Source organism: Amycolatopsis sp. NPDC028719, from assembly GCF_055565395.1.
The window spans coordinates 264,807-286,805 of record NZ_JBVHUL010000007.1 but is presented as its reverse complement, the minus strand read 5'-3'; the positions used below and the strand labels follow the sequence as shown (position 1 = coordinate 286,805).

19 protein-coding genes are annotated in these 21,999 nt (G+C 69.0%); 6 read left to right on the top strand and 13 right to left on the bottom strand.

Annotated elements, in window-relative coordinates:
• Positions 1–19 precede the first annotated feature (19 nt).
• Entirely contained in the window at positions 20–1,108 is a 1,089-nt protein-coding gene (locus ACZ4TR_RS31980; RefSeq protein ID WP_465291199.1) for an NADH:flavin oxidoreductase/NADH oxidase, read from the bottom strand.
• 115 nt (positions 1,109–1,223) lie between these two features.
• Between ACZ4TR_RS31980 and ACZ4TR_RS31975 the strand changes: the two genes are divergently transcribed.
• Positions 1,224–2,549: an MFS transporter gene (locus tag ACZ4TR_RS31975; protein WP_465291197.1), complete on the top strand. Its 1,326-nt coding sequence runs from the start codon at positions 1,224–1,226 to the stop codon at positions 2,547–2,549.
• A gap of 23 nt (positions 2,550–2,572) precedes the next feature.
• Here the strand turns inward: ACZ4TR_RS31975 and ACZ4TR_RS31970 are convergent, their stop codons facing one another.
• The gene (locus ACZ4TR_RS31970; protein ID WP_465291196.1) at positions 2,573–3,367 is read right to left on the bottom strand and encodes an IclR family transcriptional regulator; all 795 of its coding nucleotides are present in this window, start codon (positions 3,365–3,367) and stop codon (positions 2,573–2,575) included.
• Between the two features lie 67 nt (positions 3,368–3,434).
• On the opposite strand from ACZ4TR_RS31970, the gene ACZ4TR_RS31965 reads away from it, so the two are divergent.
• From ACZ4TR_RS31965 to ACZ4TR_RS31950, 4 genes are all read left to right on the top strand, one after another.
• Positions 3,435–4,553 (top strand): CapA family protein, encoded by a 1,119-nt coding sequence (locus ACZ4TR_RS31965; protein ID WP_465291194.1) that lies wholly within the window; start codon positions 3,435–3,437, stop codon positions 4,551–4,553.
• Positions 4,550–5,437, top strand: a complete 888-nt coding sequence (locus ACZ4TR_RS31960) for a polysaccharide deacetylase family protein (protein WP_465291192.1) — start codon at positions 4,550–4,552, stop codon at positions 5,435–5,437. The genes ACZ4TR_RS31965 and ACZ4TR_RS31960 overlap by 4 nt, the downstream gene beginning before the upstream one ends.
• On the top strand, positions 5,434–6,594 hold the full coding sequence (locus tag ACZ4TR_RS31955) for a M20 family metallopeptidase (RefSeq protein ID WP_465291190.1): 1,161 nt from the start codon (positions 5,434–5,436) through the stop codon (positions 6,592–6,594). The genes ACZ4TR_RS31960 and ACZ4TR_RS31955 overlap by 4 nt, the downstream gene beginning before the upstream one ends.
• A gap of 62 nt (positions 6,595–6,656) precedes the next feature.
• The gene (locus ACZ4TR_RS31950; protein ID WP_465291188.1) at positions 6,657–6,980 is read left to right on the top strand and encodes a hypothetical protein; all 324 of its coding nucleotides are present in this window, start codon (positions 6,657–6,659) and stop codon (positions 6,978–6,980) included.
• Positions 6,981–7,386: 406 nt separating this feature from the next.
• On the opposite strand, the gene ACZ4TR_RS31945 is transcribed toward ACZ4TR_RS31950, so the two are convergent.
• From ACZ4TR_RS31945 to ACZ4TR_RS31915, 7 genes are all read right to left on the bottom strand, one after another.
• A complete protein-coding gene (locus ACZ4TR_RS31945) occupies positions 7,387–7,632 on the bottom strand; it encodes a hypothetical protein (protein ID WP_465291186.1) in 246 nt (81 codons plus the stop codon).
• 202 nt (positions 7,633–7,834) lie between these two features.
• Positions 7,835–7,969, bottom strand: coding sequence for a hypothetical protein (locus ACZ4TR_RS31940; RefSeq protein ID WP_465291184.1), 135 nt, complete (start codon positions 7,967–7,969; stop codon positions 7,835–7,837).
• 140 nt (positions 7,970–8,109) lie between these two features.
• Positions 8,110–9,057, bottom strand: coding sequence for an arabinan endo-1,5-alpha-L-arabinosidase (locus ACZ4TR_RS31935; protein ID WP_465291182.1), 948 nt, complete (start codon positions 9,055–9,057; stop codon positions 8,110–8,112).
• A gap of 271 nt (positions 9,058–9,328) precedes the next feature.
• Complete coding sequence (gene arfA, locus ACZ4TR_RS31930; RefSeq protein ID WP_465291180.1) at positions 9,329–10,813, bottom strand: arabinosylfuranosidase ArfA; 1,485 nt, start codon at positions 10,811–10,813, stop codon at positions 9,329–9,331.
• A 7-nt stretch (positions 10,814–10,820) separates the two neighbouring features.
• Positions 10,821–11,672 carry a carbohydrate ABC transporter permease gene (locus ACZ4TR_RS31925; RefSeq protein WP_465291178.1) on the bottom strand — a complete coding sequence of 284 codons (852 nt, stop codon included), beginning with the start codon at positions 11,670–11,672 and terminating at the stop codon, positions 10,821–10,823.
• A complete protein-coding gene (locus tag ACZ4TR_RS31920) occupies positions 11,669–12,550 on the bottom strand; it encodes a carbohydrate ABC transporter permease (RefSeq protein WP_465291176.1) in 882 nt (293 codons plus the stop codon). Before ACZ4TR_RS31920 ends, ACZ4TR_RS31925 begins: the two co-directional genes overlap by 4 nt.
• 13 nt (positions 12,551–12,563) lie before the next feature.
• A complete protein-coding gene (locus ACZ4TR_RS31915; RefSeq protein ID WP_465291174.1) occupies positions 12,564–13,892 on the bottom strand; it encodes an ABC transporter substrate-binding protein in 1,329 nt (442 codons plus the stop codon).
• 314 nt (positions 13,893–14,206) lie between these two features.
• On the opposite strand from ACZ4TR_RS31915, the gene ACZ4TR_RS31910 reads away from it, so the two are divergent.
• A complete protein-coding gene (locus ACZ4TR_RS31910; protein WP_465291172.1) occupies positions 14,207–15,256 on the top strand; it encodes a LacI family DNA-binding transcriptional regulator in 1,050 nt (349 codons plus the stop codon).
• A gap of 37 nt (positions 15,257–15,293) precedes the next feature.
• Here the strand turns inward: ACZ4TR_RS31910 and ACZ4TR_RS31905 are convergent, their stop codons facing one another.
• The 4 genes from ACZ4TR_RS31905 to ACZ4TR_RS31890 all read right to left on the bottom strand — a co-directional run bounded on the left by ACZ4TR_RS31905 (position 15,294) and on the right by ACZ4TR_RS31890 (position 21,585).
• The gene (locus ACZ4TR_RS31905) at positions 15,294–16,799 is read right to left on the bottom strand and encodes a family 43 glycosylhydrolase (RefSeq protein ID WP_465291171.1); all 1,506 of its coding nucleotides are present in this window, start codon (positions 16,797–16,799) and stop codon (positions 15,294–15,296) included.
• Between the two features lie 72 nt (positions 16,800–16,871).
• Complete coding sequence (locus tag ACZ4TR_RS31900; RefSeq protein ID WP_465291169.1) at positions 16,872–18,206, bottom strand: right-handed parallel beta-helix repeat-containing protein; 1,335 nt, start codon at positions 18,204–18,206, stop codon at positions 16,872–16,874.
• 70 nt (positions 18,207–18,276) lie between these two features.
• Positions 18,277–20,493 (bottom strand): glycoside hydrolase family 2 TIM barrel-domain containing protein, encoded by a 2,217-nt coding sequence (locus tag ACZ4TR_RS31895; RefSeq protein ID WP_465291167.1) that lies wholly within the window; start codon positions 20,491–20,493, stop codon positions 18,277–18,279.
• Between the two features lie 39 nt (positions 20,494–20,532).
• Positions 20,533–21,585, bottom strand: a complete 1,053-nt coding sequence (locus ACZ4TR_RS31890) for a rhamnogalacturonan acetylesterase (protein ID WP_465291165.1) — start codon at positions 21,583–21,585, stop codon at positions 20,533–20,535.
• Positions 21,586–21,999 lie beyond the last annotated feature (414 nt).

Here is a 21,999-nt window from a genome sequence, read left to right as displayed (position 1 = left end):
CTTGTCGTGCGGGAGAGGGTCAGAGCGCGCGGTGGTAGCGGACGGGCCAGGCTTCCTTGTCGGCGGCGCGGCCGCGCAGAGCGAGGTACGGGTCACGCAGCAGGGGACGGCCCAGCAGCACGGCGTCGGCCTCCCCGTCGCCCACGATCCGGCTCGCCGCCGCCAGGCCGTCGATCTGCCCGACCGGAGCGACCGCGAGACCCGAGGCCTGCTTGAGCGTGGTCGCGAACCCGACGTTCACCCCGGCCCGTGCGGGCGGCCGGGCTTCGAGGTCACGCACGAGGACACCGGACGTGACGTCGAGGAGGTCGATGCCCGCGGCCGCCAGTTCCTTGGCGAACCCGGCGGCGTCCTCGACGGTGATACCGCCTTCGGCCCAGTCGGTCGCGGTGATGCGGACGAAGACCGGCTTGCCCGCCGGGAAGGCTTGCCGGACCGCCCGGGCCACGCGCAGCGGGAAGCGCATCCGGTTCCGCGGGCTCCCGCCGTACTCGTCAGTGCGGTGGTTGGCCAGCGGGGACAGGAACTGGTGCAGGAGATAACCGTGCGAGGCGTGGATCTCGACGGCCTGGTACCCGGCGAGGTGGGACATCCGGGTCGCCTGGGCGAAGGCTGCGACGACCTCGTCGAGGTCGGCCTGAGTCGCTTCGCGGGGCACGGCCAGGTCGCCGAACGGGATCGCCGACGGCCCGAACACGCCCCAACCGCCGTCGGACACTCCGACCGGGCCGTTCTGCCCTTCGCCCTCCCAGGGCACCTGGTGTGATCCCTTCCGGCCCGCGGCCAGCAGCTGGATCGCGGGGACCGCGCCGTGTCCGGCGATGAACGACGTCAGGCGACGATGGGCGACGGCCTGTTCTTCGGTCCAGATCCCGAGGTCCGCCGAGGTGGTCCGGTGCTGCGGGCCGACCGCTGTGGACTCGACCATGATCAGGCCCGCTCCGCCGACCGCGCGCTGGCCGTAGTGCACCAGGTGCCAGTCGGTCGGCAAGCCGTCAGGTCCCGCGGCGTACTGGGCCATCGGGGACATCCACACGCGATTGGGGATCGAAACGTCCCGCAACCGCAACGGGTTCAGCTCCGGGCCGGGTGCTTCAGTGCTGGGCACAGCTCACTCACTTCCTCGCAACATCGTATGACCGTAGTACGGACTGTTGACAGATGAGAATACCGTATTACGGTAATCCAATCGATCGGGCTGGCTTCGAACCTCAGGGAGAGCCGTGACTGCAGAACAGCACACCGTCGTGACCGGAAACCCCGCCGCCACGGCACCCTCGGCCAAGATGACCGCCAAGCAGCGGAAGGCGGTCCTCGCCGGGGCGCTGGGCAACGCTGTCGAGTACGTGGACTGGGGGATCTACGCGTCCCTGGCGCCGGTCTTCGCGAACCAGTTCTTCCCGAAGGGCGATCCGGCCGCCGCGTTCCTGTCCACGCTCGCGATCTTCGCGGTGGGCTTCTTCGTCCGTCCGCTCGGTGGCCTCGTGCTCGGCGCCTACGCCGACCGGTTCGGCCGGAAGAAGGCCCTGACGCTGACCATCGGCCTGATGTCGGCCGGTGGTCTCGCCATCGCGGTGTGCCCGACCTACGAGCAGGCCGGCGTGTTGTCGCCCGTGGTGCTGCTGGTGGCCAGGCTGGTGCAGGCTTTCTCCGCGGGCGGCGAATGGCCGAGTTCGGTGTCGTACATCCTGGAGAACGCGGCTCCGGGGAGGCGGGCGTTCGCGGGATCCTTCCAGCAGGTGTCGACGGCCGGCGGGATCCTGCTCGCGTCGCTGTTCGCGCTCGCCGTGACCACCCTTCTGGACGATCGGCAGCTGCACTCCTTCGGCTGGCGGATCGCCTTCGCCGCCGCTGCCGCTCTGGGGTTGATCGTCCTGTGGTTGCGGCTCCGCACCGAGGAAACGCGGCACTTCCACGACGCGGCGGCGACCACCGTCCCGCACCGGCCGGTCCGGACGCTGTTCGCCGGACACAAGCTGAGCCTGCTTCGCGTCGTCGGGATCACCGTTCCCGGAACGATCATCTACTACCTGTGGATCACGGCCATGCCCGGCTACGTCGCCGTGACCACCGGCCTCGACCTCGATCGGGCCCTGCTCGCGAATTCGCTGTCCGTCGTCGCGTTCATGCTGCTGCTCCCCCTCGGAGGACTGCTGTCGGATCGGTTCGGGAGGCGTCCGACCTTCCTGTTCTTCCTGGTCGGGTTCGCGCTGTACGCGTGGCCTGCCTATCGCCTGCTCGACGGGGCAGGCTTCTGGACGCTGCTGCTCGTCGAGTTCGTCGGGGTGGTGCTGCTCCTCGGCAACTCGGCGAACGTGGCGGCGCTTTACGCCGAGTTGTTCCCGACCCGGGTGCGCACCACCGGGACCGGCTTGCCTTACGCGACAACGGTCGCGCTCTTCGGCGGCACGGCGCCGTATTTCACGACCTGGCTGACCGACGTCGGGCACCGCGACAAGATCTGGATCTACGTGGTCGCCGCGGCGGTCGTCGGCATGGTCACGATCACGACGATGCCCGACAGCGCGAAGATGGACCGGCTCCCGTGATGACATACGAGACCTCCCCGGTGTCAGTCGGCCGCGAGCAGGTGACTGATTTCGGCCGCGGCGGCCATGACCAGGGGCGCAAGGGTGTTCTCCTGGTCGCGGCGGTATCGCGTTTCCGGAACAGCGAGCGTGACCGCCGCGATCGGACGCCCGAGCGGGTCCCGGACGGCCGCGCCGATGGAGGCCACGTGCGGGCGGTACCACGAGGAGGAGCCGTTGAGCGCGTAGCCACGCTTCGCGGTCTGGGCGATCTCGCGCCGGAGCTCCGCGACGTCCGGCAAGGGGGCGTCGGCGAACTCCGCGAGCTCGCACCGCAGCAGTTCGTCGACCTCATCGTCCTCGAGCAGCGCCATGATCGCGGTGCCGCCCGACGTCGCGCGCAGCGGCACCCGCGTGCCGATTTCGAGGAAGACGCGAACGACCTGCGTGGTGTCCTCACGTGCGACGATGACGAGACACTCGCCGTCGCGCACGCCGAGCATGACGGTCTCGTCGGTCGCGGCCGCGAGACGCTTGAGGACCGGGGCCGCCACGTCCTGGAGATCTCGCTCCCCTGTGCTGCGCAGTCCGAGGGCCAGCACTTTCCTCGTCACGCCCCACCGCGCGCGTTCGGTGTCCATGACCTTGAGCCAGCCGGCCTGCCTGAGTGTCACCAGGCAGCGCTGGACGGTGCCCTTCGGGATCTCCGTCACACGGGCCAGTTCCGAGACGCCGATCGGTTGTCGCAGGGCGACTTCTTCGAACACCCGCAAGGTGGTCAGGACGCTGTTCATCGACCGGACACTGCCGGACCGCCGATCGGCTTCTTCCTCTCGCATGACACCAGCCTACCCGCGACTGGGCTACAATGCGATATGCCGTATCGCAATGTGAAACGGAGGGCCCATGGACCTCGTAGTGGTGGGAGACGTCGTCGCGGCGGGGCGACCGCGACGACCCGCGAGCGATCCGGCGTTCGGGCTGCTCCGCGGCGGCGACCTGACGATCGGCAACCTCGAGGTCCCGTACACCGATTCCGGGGTGCGTGCCGAGAAGCTGGTCACGATGCGGGCGCCGGTCGCGGGCGCGACGGAACTGGCGGCACTCGGCTTCGACCTGGTCTCCTTGGCGACGAACCACGCGCTGGACTTCGGCAGCGAAGGGCTGCGTGACACGATGCGGGCGCTGGACGCCGCGGGTGTCCGGCACGCCGGGGCGGGTGCGACGATCGCCGAAGCGACCAGGCCTCGCGTCGTGTCCGCCGCCGGGCGGACACTGGCCTTCTTCAGCTTCTGCTCAGCCCTCCCGCTGGGCTTCAACGCCACGGCCGATCGTGCCGGGGTCGGGACGATCCGGGTGCGCCAAAGCTTCGAGTTCGACAGCACGCTCCTCGACGAAACCCCGGGAATGCCGCCTTTCGTGCATTCGAGCGCGCACGAACCGGACGTGTGCGCGGCCGAAGCCCTGATCGAGAAAGCCAAGCAGGCCAACGATTTCGTCGTGGTCGCGCTGCACTGGGGCGTGCCGTTCTGCTACCTGCCCGCGACGCAGGGCCCGCTGGCGGAATACCAGCGCCCCCTGGCCCGGCGACTGGTCGAAGCCGGCGCGGACCTCGTCATCGGGCACCACCCGCATTGCCTGCATCCGGTGGAGTTCCACGAGAACGGGCTGATCCTGTACTCCACCGGTAATTTCCTCTTCGACTGGTGCGACGGGTGGAACGCGGAATCGATGACCGTACGAAAAGACGCGCGCCCGGCCCCGCCTTACCGAGCGGCCTTGCTCGACGGCCCCTGGTTCGAGAGCGCGGTGTTCCGGATCCGGCTGGGCGGCGCCGGCGGGCCTTCCCTGCGCCTGGACCCCATCGAACTCGATCCGGACAGCCAGCCGATCCTGCCGCGCCCGGAGGTGGCGGCCTCGATCCTCGCCCGGATCGCGGCGATGTCCCGGGAGCTGGATCCGTCCATCGTGGTCGATGCGGGCGGGCGACTGCGGCGAAACCTCGGAGAAACGGAGGAAGTATGAGTGAACCGTGGCAATGGGACGAACAGGTCTGGCGCGGGCACGTGGAGCGCGTTCGCGCCGGGCGTGCGCTGCGGCCGGAGTCCTGGCCGGGCGGCGCCAAGGTGGCGGTGGCGTTGTCGTTCGACTCCGACCACGAGACGATCCCCCTGCGCGACGGCGAAGTGCTGCCGGGAAAGCTGTCCCAGGGCGAGTACGGCGCCAGGGTCGGTGTGCCCCGGGTGCTGAAGCTGCTCGACCGGTTCGAAGCGCCCTCGACCTTCTTCATGCCCGCGGTGTCCGCGCTGCTGCACGACGGCGAGGCGAAGTCCTATGTGGACGCCGGGCACGAGATCGCCCTGCACGGCTGGATCCACGAACGCAACACCCAGGTGCCGCCGGAAGCCGAACGCGAACTCGCTTTCCGCGCCGCGGACACGCTCGAACGCCTGACCGGGACACGGCCCGTCGGCATTCGCACGCCATCGTGGGACTTCTCCGGGCATTCGCTCGAGATCATCCGCGACCTGGGGCTGACGTACGACTCGTCGCTGATGGCCGACGACGACTGCTACGAGATCGTCGCGGACGGCGAGCCCACCGGCATCGTCGAACTGCCGGTCGAGTGGATCCGTGACGACATGCCGTACTTCATGATGGAGCGCTTCGGGGCACAGCGGCCGTACACGCCGCCGCGCGGGGTGCTGTCGATCTGGCGCGACGAGTTCGCTCTCGCCCGTGCCGAAGGCGGCGTCTTCCAGCTCACCCTGCATCCGCACGTCATCGGGCATCGCTCCCGCGTCACGATCCTCGCCGCACTGCTCGAACACATCGCATCGCACGAAGGCGTCTGGTTCGCCACCCACGCCCAGATCGCCGACCACGTCGGAAAGGAGCTGTCACGATGACCGGAGTCGAGCAGCGCGTCGAGCGCGCGTTCGAGCAAAGCCTGGACTCGGTCCTGGAGCTTTCGCACCGGATCAACGCCAACCCCGAACTGGCCTTCGAAGAACACGCGACTTCGGCCGCGCTCGTCGCGGCCCTGGAATCCGGCGGGTTCTCCGTGGAGAAAGGGGTGGCCGGCCTGCCGACGGCGTTCGCCGCCTCGGCCGGGTCCGGCGGCTTCGTGTTCGGTCTGTGCGCGGAGATGGACGCGCTCCCCGGGATCGGGCACGGCTGCGGTCACAACGTCATCGCCGCGTCCGCCGTCGGCGCCGCACTGGCGCTGGCCCCGTACGCCGGCGAACTCGGGCTGACGATCCGGGTTTTCGGTACTCCGGCGGAGGAGAGGGGGACCGGCAAGGAGATCATGGTCAACGAAGGGGTCTTCGACGGCACCCACGCGGCCATGATGGTGCACCCGACGCTGAAGGACGTTGTCGTCCCGCACCTGCGTGCCTCGCGCTCCTGGCAGGTCACCTACACCGGGGTCGGCGGCCACGCCTCGCGTCCCTGGAGCGCGTTGAACGCGGGGGATGCGACGGTCGTCGCCCAGACCGCGATCGGGTTGCTGCGCCAGCAGTTGCGCGACGGCATCCGCGTCCACCACGTCGTCAAGGAGGCCGGAGCCGCCGTCAACGTCATCCCCGACCACGCTGTCGTCGACTGCATGATCCGGGCCGACACGATCGACGAGGTCGACGAGGTGTGGGAGCGGGTGCGGCGCTGCTTCGAGGCGGGAGCGGTGGCCACCGGCACCGGCGTCGAGTACACCGCGCTGCCGTCCATCTACCGCGAATTCCGGCACGATCCTGATCTGGCCCCGCTGTTCGAGAAGCACGCGAAGGCCGTCGGCCGGACCTTCCCCGACTACCCGGACAAGATGTTCGGTTCGACCGACATGGGCAACGTTTCGCTGCGCGTGCCCGCCATCCACCCGATGCTCTCCTTCGACCTGCCGCCCGAGGACGGCAACCACACCGCCGCCTTCGCCCTCGCGGCGGGCGGCCCCGAGGGCGACCGGTTCGTCCGCGACGCGGGTTTGGCGATGGCTCTCACCGTCGTCGAGGTCGCCCGGTCAGGACAGACCCGGGAACGGCTGATCGCCAGGGCACAGGGAGGCTGAGACCGGCAGGGCTTGCCCGATCGGCCTGACCCGGCCGGCGATCGTCCCCGAAGACTCCGGATATGGGCACAGGACGCGGACCGGCTCCCGAATCGGTGTTCGTCGCACAAGGTGCTCGTGGTCAAGGAACCAGCCACGGAGCGCCAGGCGTCGGAGATCCCGCCGCTGACGTCGACCGCGGCCGCCCGACCGCCGGTGCACCGGCGACCACACCCCCGGCCGGCACCACGGCGGCCGCCGCGCCCGCGACGGAACCGCCCGCGACCGAGCAACAGCCCGCCGTCGCGCAGGCGACCGCGGCGACGCCGCCCACATCGAGCCCGATGCTGCTCGTCACCGGGATCGCCGTGCTGTGCCTGCTCCTGCTGAGCTCGCGGCGGGCGTGAATTCCTGTCCGGCAAAGCCGGAGGGCGATATGCCGGCCGACGTCGCTTACGTATCCCGTGGTGTTTCGGCAAGAGCCGCGGCAAACCTGCGGACGTGAGTTCATCGGGATCGCGTCGCCACCAAGGCACCGCGATGTCATCTACAGCAGCCCGCGGCGGCAAGTCAAGAGCGAAGTGGACGACCTATCACCACCGAAACAGCGTTTCGGCTCCACCTCACCGCTGCTTGATCGCTGACGGTCAGGCGCTTGACCTCGGCCGACGGCGGTGGGCCCGTGTCTGAGCACCTCGTTCCCGCCCTGGTCCCCGACGTTCCCCATCGGGGCGAACGTCGCCGCGAAGGAACCACAGCCGCCCCTCCCCCGCTCGCCCAAGTGCCGTCGGCGCCGGATGAGGCGGCGTGGACCTACGCGATCGCGCGCGTCGACCGCTCGGGCCGCGTCTCCGAGCACTCGATCGTCGACACCCTCGGCTGGACCGTCGACGACGCCCTCGCCCTCAGGCCGCCGACGAGGCCGGCGTTCTTCAGGAACTGGATCTCGTGGGCTTTCCTTTCGTCACCGGCGAAGTTCCAGAAGGAGTGGCCGGCGAGCGTGGTCGGGATCATCGCGACGACGAGACCAAGCGCGGCGGGCCGGGGCAGGACGTCCACCCCCAACGCCCCGCCACCATCGCCGCCCCGTTGCCACGCACGGCCAGCTCGGCCTGCGGCAGGCCCAGGCCGCCGCCTTCTCGGCGCGAACTCCGGGGTCGACAGCGGCGTCGAACCCGAGCTGGACGAACGTCGCCCCGAGCAGTACCTGGCCGGCACGCCGCATCAGCGAAATAGGCATGCTGATCCTCCTTCAGCGGACTCAGCTCGTCCTGGCGAGCATTCCGTGCGGGTCGAGCACGTACTTCCGCGCGGCGCCCTGGTCGAATTGCTCACACCCCTCTGGGGCCTGGTCGAGCGAGATCGCCGTGGCGTTGACGTTCTTCGCGATGGACACCCGGTCGTTCAGGATGGCCCATCATCAGCTCGCGGTGGTACCGCATGACCGGGCACTGACCGGTGAGGAAGGAGTGCGACTTGACCCAACCCAGTCCCAGACGCAGGGACAGCGAGCCGACCTTGCTGTCTCCTTTGTGGTCAGTGCAGGTAGGGCCAGCCGGCCGAGTCGAAGGCGAGCAGGTTGATGCCCAGCAGCGACGCGCCGTTGTTCGCGTAGTAGTGGTAGGTCAGGACGTCGCCGTCGTTGTCCGCCAAGACGTCCTGGTGCCCGGGGCCGTGGATGCTGCCCTGGCCCGCGAGGATTTCGGTGCCGCCACCGGAGGTCATCGCGACGCCGTTGCGGTCGGCGTACGGGCCGGTGACGCTGCTGGAGCGGCCCACCATCACCCGATAGGTGCTCGACGCGCCCCGGCAGCACAGGTCGAACGAGACGAACAGGTAGTAGTAGCTACCGCGCTTGACGATGTTCGGCGCCTCGATCGCGCCGCCGCCCCGCCCGGCGATCGACCGCATCGTGCTGTCCGAGCGCAGACCGGTCGAGGGGTTCAGCGCGACCAGCTTGATCCCCGACCAGAACGAACCGAACGAAAGCCACCAGCGACCCTGGTCGTCCACCACCAGATCGGGGTCGATGGCGTTGAAGTCGTCCGAGGTGCGCGACTCGACCACCAGACCGCGGTTCGTCCACGTCCCGGAGTTCCCGCTCGTGCTGGTGGCCAGGAAGATCGCCGACCGGTTCGACCCGAACGTCGAAGCCGCGTAGTACAGCCAGTACTGGCCGTTGTGGTAGGAGATGTCCGGCGCCCACAGGTTCCGGCTGCCACCGGTGTACGAGCTCGTCCACGAAGCACCGCCCGGGAACACCGAACCCGCATTGCGGAACGCGGTCCGGTCCGTCGACGTCTTCAACGCGATGTCGTTCCCGGTGTGCGCCACCAGGTAGCTGCCGTCGGGCCGCTTGACCATGCTCGGGTCGTGCACGCCGACGTCACCGGTCACCTTCCCCGGCAGCGGATAAGCAGCCGCCTCCGGCGCCATCACCACCGCGAGGGCCAATGCGATCAGGAGTACCGAAAACCGTTTCATCGATGGGACCACGATGTCCTCGATTCGCAGAATGCCGGCGGCGGTCAATGCCGCCGGAAGCACTTACCACGATAACGCCGCCGGGCAGGGTCGACAAGGAGCAATTGTTATCGCTAACACAAATGTTCGGAGGCTGATTCCCGCCATCTCGGCCGAACACCCTGTCAAACTGGGAAAACTCCGAACCGGCCGCCGCTGCAGCAGGAAGAATGTTACTGAAACTGTTAACGCTAACACTGATCTTGCCTCGGCGCGGCGACCGCGCCACGGGTCAAGCGAGCCGCACCGCGGTCCACGACACCGGCGCCAGGACGGTGCGCAGGGTGCCGTCCCTGAGTTCGGCGGGGTGGTGCCGGGGCACGACCCGGTCCGGCCGCGCCGCGGTGTTGGTGGCCGAGGTGTCCGCGTCGTGCAGGGTCCAAGACTCGGCCACCGAAACCGCACCGGGCACGGCGACGGTCAGTTCCACCGGCTCGGCGCGGTGGCGGTTCACGGCGAACACCACCGTCTCCCCCGTCGCCGGGTCGTGGGTGGCGACCGCGTCGACCATCGGCACGTCGCCGTAGCGGGCCGTCCCGTGTACCGGGGACGTGACCTCCGTGCGCAGCACCTGTCCCCGCGCGAGCCGGGCCGTCAACGCGAACGGGTGGAACGTCGTCTGGCGCCACGCCGGGCCGCCGGGTTCCGTGCGGATGGGGGCGATGACGTTGACCAGCTGAGCCTGGCAGGCGACCGCCACCCGGTCGCTGTGCCGCAGCAACGAGATCAGGAGGTTCCCGACGACGACGGCGTCGGCGACGTCGTAGGTGTCCTCGAGGAGGGGGGCCGCGGTACGCCACGCCGTGGGCGGATCGGCGTGGAACCGCTTCTGGTACCAGACGTTCCACTCGTCGAAGGACAATCCGATGCGCTTGTCGCTCTTGAGCCGGGCGCCCACGGCGTCGGCCGTCGCGACGACGCTGTCGATGAAGTGGTCCATGTCCACGGCCGACGCGAGGAAGCTGCCGACGTCCCCGTCGAGCACCTCGTAGTAGGCGTGGCACGAAATGTGGTCGATCTGGTCGTAGGTCAGCTCGAGCACGGTCGACTCCCACGCGCCGAACGTCGGCATGCCCGAGTTCGAGCTGCCGCACGCGACCAGCTCGAGCCCTGGCTCGGCCTGCCGCAACGCCCGGGCCGTCTCCGCCGCCAGCCGGCCGTACTCGTGCGCGGTCTTGTGGCCCGTCTGCCACGGGCCGTCCAGCTCGTTCCCGAGGCACCACAGCCGCACCCCGTGCGGTTCCGGCGTGCCGTTCGCCCGCCGCCGGTCGGACAGGTGCGTGCCACCCGGGTGGTTCAGGTACTCGTGCACATCAAGCGCTTCCGTGACACCGCGGGTGCCGAGGTTCACCGCGTACATGATTTCCGCGCCGGCCTTGGCCGCCCAGCGGGCGAACTCGTCGATGCCGACCTCGTTGGTCTCGATGCCGCGCCACGCGAGGTCGCGGCGCACCGGTCGGTCCGGGCCGACGCCGTCCTCCCACCGGTACCCGGACACGAAGTTGCCGCCCGGGTAGCGGACGACCGTGACCCCCAGCTCGCGGGTCAGGGCGAGCACGTCGCCGCGGAAGCCGTCCTCGTCGGCGGTCGGGTGCCCCGGCTCGTGGATCCCGGTGTAGACGCAGCGCCCCAGGTGCTCGACGAACGAGCCGAACGTGCGGCGCCGGACCGGCGCGATGACGAAGTCGGGACTGAGGACGATGGCGGCCTTGAGCACGGGTCTCCTAACGCAGTGCGCCGGCCGCGGCGCCGCTGCGCCAAAACCGTTGCAGGAGGACGAAAGCGATGACGAGCGGCACGATCGCCAGCAGCGAGCCGGTGACCACGAGGTTGAACAGCACGCGCGTGCCGGCCTCCTGCTGGGCGGTGTTGAACCACGTGGTCAGCCCGACCGTCAGCGGGAAGAGCCGGGCATCGCTCAGCATCACCAGCGGCAGGAAGTAGTTGTTCCAGGTGGACACGAGCGTGAACAGGAAGACCGTGACCAGGACCGGCCGGATCATCGGCACCACCACCCGCCAGAAGATCCGCCACTCGCCCGCCCGGTCGAGGCGGGCCGCGTCGAGCAGCTCGACCGGCACGCTTTCCGCCACGTACACCCGCACCAGGTAGGTGCCGAACGGGCTGAGCAGCGACGGCAGGATCACCGCCCACATCGTGTTGACCACGCCGACGTGGGACAGGATCAGGTAGGTCGGCAGTACCAGCGCCGTGGCCGGCACCATGATCATGCCGAGCAGCGCGGTCTCGAAGAACCGCTTCCCCCAGAAGGAAAACCGGGAGAGGCCGTACCCCCCGAGTGCGGCGAGCACGGTCGCACCCGCCGCGCTCGCCCCCGAGTACACCGCGGTGTTGGCGAGCCAGTGGCCGTAGACGCCGTTGTCCTCCCGGAACAGCTGCGCGAGGTTGTCGAACAGGCTGAAGCCGTCGAACCACAGGGCCGGGCTGGACAGCAGGGCGGACTGGCTCTTGGTCGCGGCGATCACGATCCACAGCAGCGGGATGACGAAGTACAGCATGCCCGCCGCCATGAGCACGTGCGGTACCCGCGTCTTCGGGGCCACCAGCGGCCTCATGACGGCCTCCGCTTCCTCGTCAGCAGCACGAACGCGTACGCCGCGACGAACACCACGAAACCGAGGGCGAAGGAGATCGCGGCCGAGTAGTGGAAGTCGGAGTAGGCGAACGCCTGGTTGTAGGCGTAGAGGTTCGGGGTGTACCCGGCGGAGATCTGCGGCGCGAACCGGGACATCACGTAGGGCTCGACGAAGAACTGCATGGTGCCGATGACCGTGAAGATCGCGGCGAGCCCGATCGCCTGCCGGATCGCGGGCACCTTGATCCGCACCGCGATCTGCACCTGGGACGCGCCGTCGATGAGCGCCGCCTCGTACGTCTCCCGCGGCACGCCCTGCAGCGCCGAGTACAGGACGATCATGTTGTAGCCGGTCCACGCCCACGTCACGATGTTGCCGAGCGACAGGAGCAGCAGGTCCGTCGAAAAGAAGTCGACCGGTTCGCCGCCCACCACCGCCGGCAGGCCGGCGAACGGGCCGAACGTCCGGCTGTAGAGGAAGCCCCACATGAGCGCGCCGAGGACGGCGGGCACCGCGTAGGGCATGAACGCGATGAGCCGGAAGGCGATCGCGAATCTCGTGGTGACCGCGTCGAGCGTGAGCGCCCCGGCGAGCGCGATCCCGAGCATGACCGGGATCTGCACCGCGCCGAACACGACCACGCGGCCGGCGCCGTCCAGCAGCACCGGGTCGGTGAAGGCCCGGGCGTAGTTGGCGAACCCGGTGAAGCGTTCGCCGAGCGCGAGGCTCTTGCTGGACAGGCTGAGCCAGAACGCGTACCCGAGCGGCACGACGAGGAACGCCACCACCACGAGGAAGAACGGAAGGACGAACAACGCTCCGGCGAACGGGTGGCCGGTCGTGTGCCTGCGTCGCACGGGGTCTCCTCCGCTACCGGCTGACCGTGAAGCCCTGTTTCCCGGCGTAGTCCACGACGTTGTCCTGGGTCGCGGCGAGCACCGTGTTCCACTTCCGTTTCCCCGAAACCGCTTCCGCGCACCGGTCGAGCAGGTCGCCGAACACGAAGTCCTGGAACGGGGTGTACTCGAAGTCGCCCAGCTTCTCCGACACCGGCACGAAGATCTCGTTGACCTTCTGGCCGGCGAAGAAGCCGTACGCCTTGCCGGTGAACGCCGGGTCGGCCGCCACGTCCTTGGCCAGCGGGTAGAGGAACATCTTGGTCAGGCCGATGTCCCAGGCCTGCTTCGACTTGCCGAACAGCTCCCGCGCCACCACGGTGGCCGCCTTGGGGTTCTTGGCCTGCTTGGTGACCGTGAAGGTCGAGCCGCCCCAGTCGCCTTGGGCGTCCTCGCCCTTGGTCCACTGCGGCATCGGCGCGACCGCCCACTTGCCCGCGGTGTTCTTCAGCGAACCGGCGACGTAGCCGGGGGTCCACCCCGCGGCCGCCCACGTCCAGTACTTGCCGGAGTCGAGCGCCGCGGCGGCGTCGGCGGTGAAGAAGGGGTCGGTAGCCATGAGGTGGCGGTCGACGAGGTCGCCGTAGAACTCGATGACCTTCTCGCAGGCCGGGTTGGTCAGGTCGATCTTCACCTGGTCCCGAGCTCTGGCCAGCGAGTAGCCGTAGGGACGGCAACCCGCCTGCCACATCAGGCCGTTGAGCCAGCCGCCGTCGCTGCCGAAGCTCGCGATGAACGCGTTGGGGTCGGCCGCCTTCATCTTCTCCGCGGCGGCCGTGTACTCGGCCCAGGTGGTCGGCACGGGGATCGCGTATTTGTCGAAGAGGTCCTTGCGGTACATCAGCGCCATCGGGCCGCCGTCGACGGGGATGGCGTAGACCTTGTCGCCGTCGGTCGACTGCTGCCAGGCCCAGTCGGCGTACAAGCCCTTGTCGTCGCCGGCGCCGTACTGGGCCATGTCGACGAGCGCGTCGAGGATGAGGAACGTGGGAATCTGCTGGAACTCCACCATCGCGACGTCCGGAGCGCCGGTGCCGGCGGTGAAGGCGGTCTTCAGCTTGGCGTACTGGTCGGGACCGGTGCCGACGTTCGTCCAGTCCACCTGGATGTCCTTGTGGGCGGCGTTGAACGCGTCGACCACCCCCTTGAACTCCGGATACCACGCCCACACCGACACGTGCACGGGGCTGCCGGTGCCACCGTCCGCGCCGGCGCCGGACCCGCCGCTACACGAGGCGAGCGCCAGCAGGCCGCCGGCTGCGAACAGGGACAGGACCTTGCGCAAGCCGTTGAAGCCGAGCATCAGACAGCGCCTTTCCGCGGGCTCACGGCGGCTTTCGGCCATCACGGAACGTGAACATCCGGGGCGCACTGAGCCGGGAGCAGAGGGCAGGGACCGAACGGTGTCACGCGCCACGGCCGGACGGGTCCGCAGGGGACGACCGTGGCTGCCGCCGTGGCACCGGGTTTTGCTGCGCTGCAAAAGAGTATGAACGCCGGTTTGCTGCGCTGCAAGCCCCGGTTTCTCCGACCGGCTCGAGCGTTCCGGGTTGTCGCTGTTGGGGATGGCCGTGCACACTTCTCCCGGAGCGGGATCGTCCACCGAAGGAGCACGTCATGCGCGATGCCACCTTGCGTGACGTAGCCCTGCTCGCGGGGGTGTCCGCACGGACGGTCTCCAACGTCGTGAACGGCTACGCCCGCGTGTCGGAGCGGACCCGGGAGAAGGTCGAGCGGGCGCTGCTCGAGCTGAACTACCGGCCGAACGTGCTGGCCCGCAACCTCGCCCGCGGCCGGTCCGGGCAGATCGCGGTCGTGGTGCCCTACCTCGACACGCCGTACTTCGCGGAGCTGCTGCAGGCGATCATCCCGAGGGCGCGCGAACACGGGTACAACGTCCTCATCGACCAGACCGACGGCGACGCGGTGCACGAACGCGAGCTGATCGGCCGCGGCGCCCGCGCGTTCCTGTTCGACGGGATGATCTTCTCGCCGCTCGGGCTTGCCCAGGAGGACCTCGTCGAGATCGACCCGGACCTGCCGCTGGTCGTCCTCGGGGAACGGGTGTCCAACGGCGTGTTCGACCACGTCGGCATCGACGACGTCGAGGCGTCGCGGGCCGCCACCGCGCACCTGATCGGCCTCGGCCGCCGGCGCATCGCGGCGATCGGCGACCAGCCCTACCCCACGGGCGAGGCCGCGCAGCTGCGCACCCGCGGCTACCGCCGGGCGCACGCGGACGCCGGCCTGCCCGTCGACGAGTCGCTGATCATCCCGACCCCGCGGTTCAACCGCGCCGACGGCTCGGGCGCCATGCGCGCCCTTCTCGCCCGCGAAGACCCGCCGGACGCCGTCTTCTGCTACAGCGACCTCGTCGCCCTGGGGGCGCTCCACACCGCGCTGGAGCTCGGCCGCCGCGTACCGGAGGACATCGCGCTGATCGGCTACGACGACATCGAAGAAGGCCGCTACTCGAACCCCACGATCAGCACGATCTCCCCGGACAAGGTGGCGATCGCGGCGACCGCGGTCGACCGGTTGCTGAGGCGCATCGGCGGTGACGAGCCGATGCCCGGCATCGAGGTGCGCGCCGAACACCGGCTCATCGCCAGGGAAAGCACAGTCGGGAAGTCCGCCATCCTCCGGCCGCATCCCGGAGGCGGGTGACGGCAGCTGCTCTGCCCGGGGCCTCACCGACTGGGTGTCAACCGGTCTGCACCAGGCTGAAGTCGTCGACGTTCACCCAGTTGCCCGCGTTCGCGTCGGAGAACATCCCTACCTGGATCGATCCGTTCGTCACGGTGATGCCGGGGACGCTGACCTTCGTCCAGCTCCCGAGCGACTGGCTGATCGACGCGCTCAGCTCACCCGCGCCGAAGTTCTTCGCGAAGATCGTCGCCTTCTTCTGGCCGCCGCTGCTCTTCACCCACGCCGACAGCGTGTACGTCCCGTTCGGCAGCGAAATGTTCTGGTACCGCGAGGCGTTGTACGCCGACGACGAACTCTGCGCGAACGCCCACCGCCCGGTGTGCCCACCCTGGTTGTTGCCGTTGACGGTGCCGCCGGTCGTGGTCCAGCCGGCGAGGTCGTTCTGGGCGACCCGGTCGGCCTCGGCGCTCGGGTTGAGGACGTAGTTGTTGCCACGTCCGACCGACCACGTCCCCGCCGCCGCGTCGACCGTCCACTGGTTCAGCGAGTGGAACACCGGCGTCGTCCCGTTGAAGGTGACCGGCAGCCACTGGTTGTACCCGATGCCGTTGCCGGCGAAGTCGCTCCAGCGGTCACCGCCGAACACCACGAACGAGCCGGACGAACCGGTCACCGTGAACGCCAGGCCGGTCTGCGTCACGTGCGAGAAGTCGGCATCCGTTCCCTGCAGCACGAACTCCGCGGAGTACGGACCCATGATGTTCTTCGCGCTGATGCAGTAGGTGTGGGACGCGTTCCAGCCGTGCAGGTCCGAAGAACAGAAGTAGTAGGTCCCGTTGAACTTGAACATGATGTTGCCTTCGCGCCCGCCCGCCGAGCTGTTGTAGACGTTCTTGGCCGGGTCGACCTGCAGGTAGTCCGAGGCGCGCAGCGGCGAGACGTACAGGTGCGAACGGCCGCTCTTGTTGCTGTAGACCAGGTACGCCTTGCCGTCGTCGTCGGTGAAGACCGATTGGTCGCCGGACATGCCGGTGGAGACGTTCGCGATGGACGACTGCGTGCCCACCCGGGTGAACCGGCCGTTCGGCGTGCTGCTCGTGGCGAACACCAGCCCGCTGTTCAGCTGCGAGACCAGTACGTACTTCCCGGTGTTCGGGTTGCGCGCGACCCCGATCCGGCCGACCCAGCCGCCGCCCAGGTCGCTCCCGGTCAGCGCGTTGCCTTCGAACTTCCAGTTCGCCAGATCGGTCGACGAGTAGATGGTGATCGCGCTGAGCGACGTGTCACCGTTCTTCCCGCCCCCGGGGTTGTTGTAGTAGCTGACCGCACCGTTGTACTTGGCCCCGTACCAGTAATAGGTGGTGCCGACTTTGAGCACGCCGCCGCCCTGGGAGTAGATCGGGTTCCCCGAGGTGTCCTTCCAGAACACGTCGTTCTGGATGGTGGCGGCCGCGGCGACGCGCGGTGCCGGTGCGGCCGCGGCCGTACCGGCGGAGGCACAGGCGACGGCGAGGGGAAGTAGAAGCGAAACGAGCGTTCGTCGAGATGTCTTCTTCAGCACTTCATGACCTCCGTGTGGAGTACCTCTGGGCGATTCGTCCGGCCGTCCGCGCTCCCGGAACCGCCGGTCCGGTCAGGACTCGAACGCTCCGAGGTCCGGAGCCTTCCCGGTGTAGGGCAGGCCGACGTCGGTGCCCTTGTCGATCAGGCTGCTGCCCGCCGCCAGGCGAAGGTTCGGCAGCACCGGCAGGCTGCCGTCGGTTTGGCGCCGCGCGTCCCAGCCGGTCGTCGAGACGCTACGGAACTGCGCGTCCGACAGGGTGACGTTCAGGTTCCAGGAGTTGTAGGAAGCGTTGGTGCCGGACATGTTCGAGGTCAGGGTGCCCTGGTAGGCGAGGTTGTTGCGCAGGTTGCCCAGTCCGGTGGCTCCGCCGCTCGAGGTGATGCCGAGCATGTTGTAGTCGGGGTGGTTGTTGTAGCCGGTGTTGTCGAAGTAGTCGTTGGCCAGTGTGTGGTGGTTGGCGTAGAAGCCCGCGGCCTTGTTGGTGAACGCCACGGAATTCCGGATGGTGTGCTTGACGCCGTTGCTGACGTACTTGCCGCCGTAGCCGCCCATTTTGAAGCCGTTCCCGTTGCCGGACGAGGTCGTCGTCTCCGGCAGGTAGCCGTTGCGCCAGGCCCACGAGTTCTCGATCGTCACCGGCGAAAACGCGTTGATGAGGTCGAACCCGTCGTCGGAGTTCCACCACGCGCGGCAGCCGCGGAAGACGTTTCCCGGGTGATTGGCGGAGATGTGGGCGCCGAACCCGTCGGCGCTTTCCCCGGCCCCGTTGGACGTGCGCGGGTCGTAGTTGTCGTGGGAATCGGAATTGACGACGAGGTTGCCGCCGCCGTCCTGGATGAACAGGCCGGGACCCATGTTGTTGTGCAGGTCGAGCGCTTCGAACGTGTTGTTGCTGCCGGATACCCAAATGCCCCACGACTCGTGGTTGAGGTTGTTGTTCTGGGGCACGCCTTTGACCTCCAGCCCCTTGAGGTGGATGTAGTTGCCGGTGACGTCGAAGCCCTTGATCCGGCAGTCGTCGCTCACGCGGGAGAAGTCGAAGACGGGCGTTTCGCCGGGGTAGGCCCAGTAGCGGATCGGGTTGCCGGAGCTGCCGCTCTTGTTCAGCGTGATCGCGTCCACCCGGTCGGTCTGGCTCGCGCAGGTCTTGTTCGCACGCGAGTAGCTGTAGGTGCCGCCGCGCAGGTACACCGTGTCACCGGCCTGCGCGACGGCCTGGGCGTGCGCGACCGACGCCCAGGGCGCGGCCTGCGTCCCGGCGGCGCTGTCGCTGCCCGCCGGGGCGACGTAGTAGGTCTTCCCGGCCGCCGGGCTGCTCGCGGCAACCGGGGAACCGGCGACCGCGGCGGCGGTCACGACGACGGCCGAGAACACGAGGACACGGCCTACGGCGAAGGGTTTCATGCGCACACTCCCGAGTGGAAGGTCCCGTACGTGCCGTGGGGTACCGGCGGCGGGCACGGGACCGGTTCTGTCAGTTGCAGCTGCCGGAACAAGGCACGAACGGCTCCGTCGTGCCGGTCAGCGTCGTCGTGCCGAGGGGCAGCCCGGCTGAACTCGCGGTCACCGTGATGGTGCCCGCGCCCGTCGCCCGTACCAGGCCGTACGCGACGCCCTGGTAGGCCTTCCGCACGTTCCCGCGGAAGGTCTCCTGCACCGGGCTGCCGCTGTCGACCGCCACCAGCACGCCCGGCCCGCTGATGCTGAACGTGATCGGGGCGGACGAGCCGGTCACGACGCGTCCGGACGAGTCGGCCACGGTGGCCTTCACGTACGAGACGTCGTCGGCGTCCGTCGACACCGAGCTGTGGTCGGGCGTGAGCACCACCCGGCTCGCCGTGGTGCCGGTCGCCGGCGGGGACGTGGTGGGGGCTCCCCACGTGCGCTGCCACGAATACCCGATCGGGCGGACGGTGCCGACGCCGTCCATGAGGCCGAAGTCGCCCTCACCGCGGGGCCACAGCCCATCGGCCTCCCCCAGGTACGCCGCGCCGGTCCACAGGAACAGGCCGGTGATCATCGGGTTGTCGCGGACCGTCGTCCAGGCGGCGGTGCCGGTGCCCATCTCGGTGAACAGCCCGGCCCGCGCCGGAGACGTCTTCGCGGCCTGGATGACCTCGTCCGGCCGGTAGTTGCCGCCGAAGACGTCCACGATGGTCCGGGTCGCCCCGGTGACGTCGCCGCTGTCGGCCGGCCGGAACAGCGCCTGGGTGACCGGACGGCCCGGGTCCAGCGCGTGTGCGATGGCGACCATCCGGGTCAGCAGCGGTGTCCGGGTCGCGATCGGGTCGCGGATCTCGTTGCCGGTGCTCCACATCGCCACGCTGGGGTGGTTGCGGTCGCGCGCGACCACGCTCGTGGCGTCCACCTGGTACCACGGCACCGAGCCGCTCGCGCCGGGCACGGCGGGGGTGCCGGTCGGCGCGCCCGGCGTCCGGTTGAAGTAGGTCGCGTAGTCGCCGACGTCGGAGTACTTGTGCTGGGTCCAGACGTCGAAGAACTCGTCGAGGACCAGGAACCCCATTCGGTCGGTCAGCTCCAGAAACGCGGGGCTCGGCGGGTCGTGCGCGGTGCGGATGGCGTTCACCCCGAGCGCCTTCAGCTGCGCGAGCCGCCGCTGCACGGCCCGCTGCGGGGCCGCCATGCCGAGCCCGTGGAGGTCCTGGTGCAGTGCGACCCCTTGGAACTTCACGTTCTTGCCGTTGAGACTCATGCCCGTCGAGGCGTTGAACGTCAGGGTGCGGATGCCCACGGACGTGACGTCGTCGTCCACGGGGGTTCCGCCCACGACGACGTTGGTGGCCAGCGAGTACAGGTTCGGGTTCGCCAGATCCCACAGCTTCGGGTTGCTCACCGGCACGTCGTAGGCGAAGGTGGCCGACGCCCCGGCGGCGATCGTCTTGGCCGCCGTCGTGACCGCGGGGAGCGCGACTCCACCGGGGTCGCAGAGCACGCCTTGGACGCTGACGCTCGCCGCCGCGCCGCCTTCGTTGACCACTGTGGTCTCCGCGTGCACGGTGTTGGCGTTCGGCGTCGTGACACGGGTGGCCCACTGTCCGATGTGGATGGGGTCGGTCGCGATGAGCCGGACGTCGCGGTAGATCCCGGCGCCGGTGTAGTAGCGCGACGCCGGTTGCGAGGTCGTGTCGGTCTTGACTGCCACCACGTTGTCGCCGCCTGGCTTGGCCGCCGCCGTGATGTCGTAGCGGAAACTGGTGTACCCGTACGGGTGGGTGCCGATCAGGGTGCCGTTGACGTACACGCTCGCGTTCGCCATCACGCCGTCGAACTCGAGGGACACCCGCCGGCCCGCGGGCACCCCGGCCAGCGAGAAGTGCTTGCGATACCAGCCGACGCCCGACGGCAGGTACCCACCCCGGCCGGTACTCGGCGCCGACTGCGAGAACGGGCTCGCCGGCGGGTTCTTGCCCTCGATGCTCCAGTCGTGCGGCACGCTGAGCTGGCGCCAGCCACCGTCGCTGTAGGAGGCCCCGCCGGCACCGGCGGCGTCACCGTAGTTGAACAGCCAGCCGGGATCGAAGTCCGTGACCGTGCGGTACCTGGTGGCCGCCGCGGCCGGACCGGTGCCCGCGGCCGCGGTGCCGGTGATACCGGGCGCCACGGCCAGCGGCGCGATCAGCAGTAGCGCCCCGGCTACTGCCTTCCCGAAGATTCCCCGTTTTCCGGACAACGAATTCACCTCACGAACTTGCGATGGGCGGGAAGCCGGTCAGCGCAGGTAGCTCACCAGGGAAAGGTTCAGCTCGCGGATGCCCTGTACCACCAGGTTCGCCAGCTGCGTCGCGCCGTAGACCGAGAAATGCGTGTTGTCGGTGACCCCGTCGGTGGCCTCGGTCAGGTAGATCTCCTGGGACGCCGCCGAACCCAGGGACTCGACCAGCGCTCGGCTCTTGGCCGTCAGGTCGATCACCGGAACGTTCGCGCTCTTGCCGAGCGCCCGGATCACCGCGGGCAGGTCGACTCCTTTGCCGTTGACGTGCAGGGCCGTCGGCGTCAGCTTGGCACCGCTGAACAACCGCCGCACCGGCGGTGTGACGAGCACCGGGACACCACCGCGCGCCCGCACCCCGTCGACCAGCTTGGCGAGGTTGTCCCGGAACGCCGTCGCCGAGGTGGTCTTGTCGTTGTGCCCGAACTGGATGAGCACCAGGTCCTTGCTCTTGATCAGCGGGCTCATCCGCGGGAACAGCGCGCTGTTGGCCAGGAAGCTGCCCGAACTCTCCCCGGAATCGGCGTAGTTCGCGATCACGGCCCCGTTGCGCACGTCCGCGGGCAGGACCTGACCCCAGCCGGTGTACGGCGCGACCGGCTGGTCGCAGACGGTCGAATCCCCGGCCAGATAGGTCACCAGCGGAGCCGCGGCCGCGGTCACGGTGAGGGAGGCGATCGCCGGGGCACTGCCGCCGAAGGTGATGTCCAGCCCCGCAGTTCCCGTGCCGCCTTGTCCGGTGGGCTGCCCTTCCGGATCACGCACGTTGGCCGTGACCGTCGTGGAAACGACCTGGCCCGGGTTCGTCCGGACCGCGTTCAGCACCTCCCGCCGCGCCTCCACCGACATCGACGTGTCGGCCGCCTTCGGGCCGCCGAACCCGATCGTGACGTCGTAGTTGCCCGGAGGGACCGCGAAATGGCACCTGATCGGGATCGACCCGGAGCACGGGGAAGGCAACGCCTGCCCGGCACTCGCCTCCGCGGGCGCCGGGGCCAGTGCGGCCACGACGGCCAAGCCGGTGGCGAGCATCCCGTACCGTCCTGCAGTCATGCGAACTCCTCTATCCGAATGGACGTTCCGCACCGGCTTCCTGGAGAGACTCGACAAGTCCGGTGGGCTTGGGAGCGCTCCCAAGACTAGCACGGCAGCCGACTTCGCTGATAGCCCAGAAAGCGCTTTCTATGGCAGCCTCGGCATCGTCACGGCGATACCGTCCTCGGCTCACGCCGCGGTCGTCTGCTCGACGCGCGGGCGACCAGCTCCAGGATGAACACGACGTGCCGGCGCACATGCTCTCCCGCCGATCGGGGTTCGGTGAAAGATCAGGGGTGCCGCCGTACGCCCGATCTGGTGCCCGGCACCCACGGCGTGCGCCGCGGCGAATCGTCCGCTCATCGGATCCCTTCTCCGACTGCCGCTTGACGATCTCACCGGAATTCGTCCTTGAATCGGATCACGCACGCT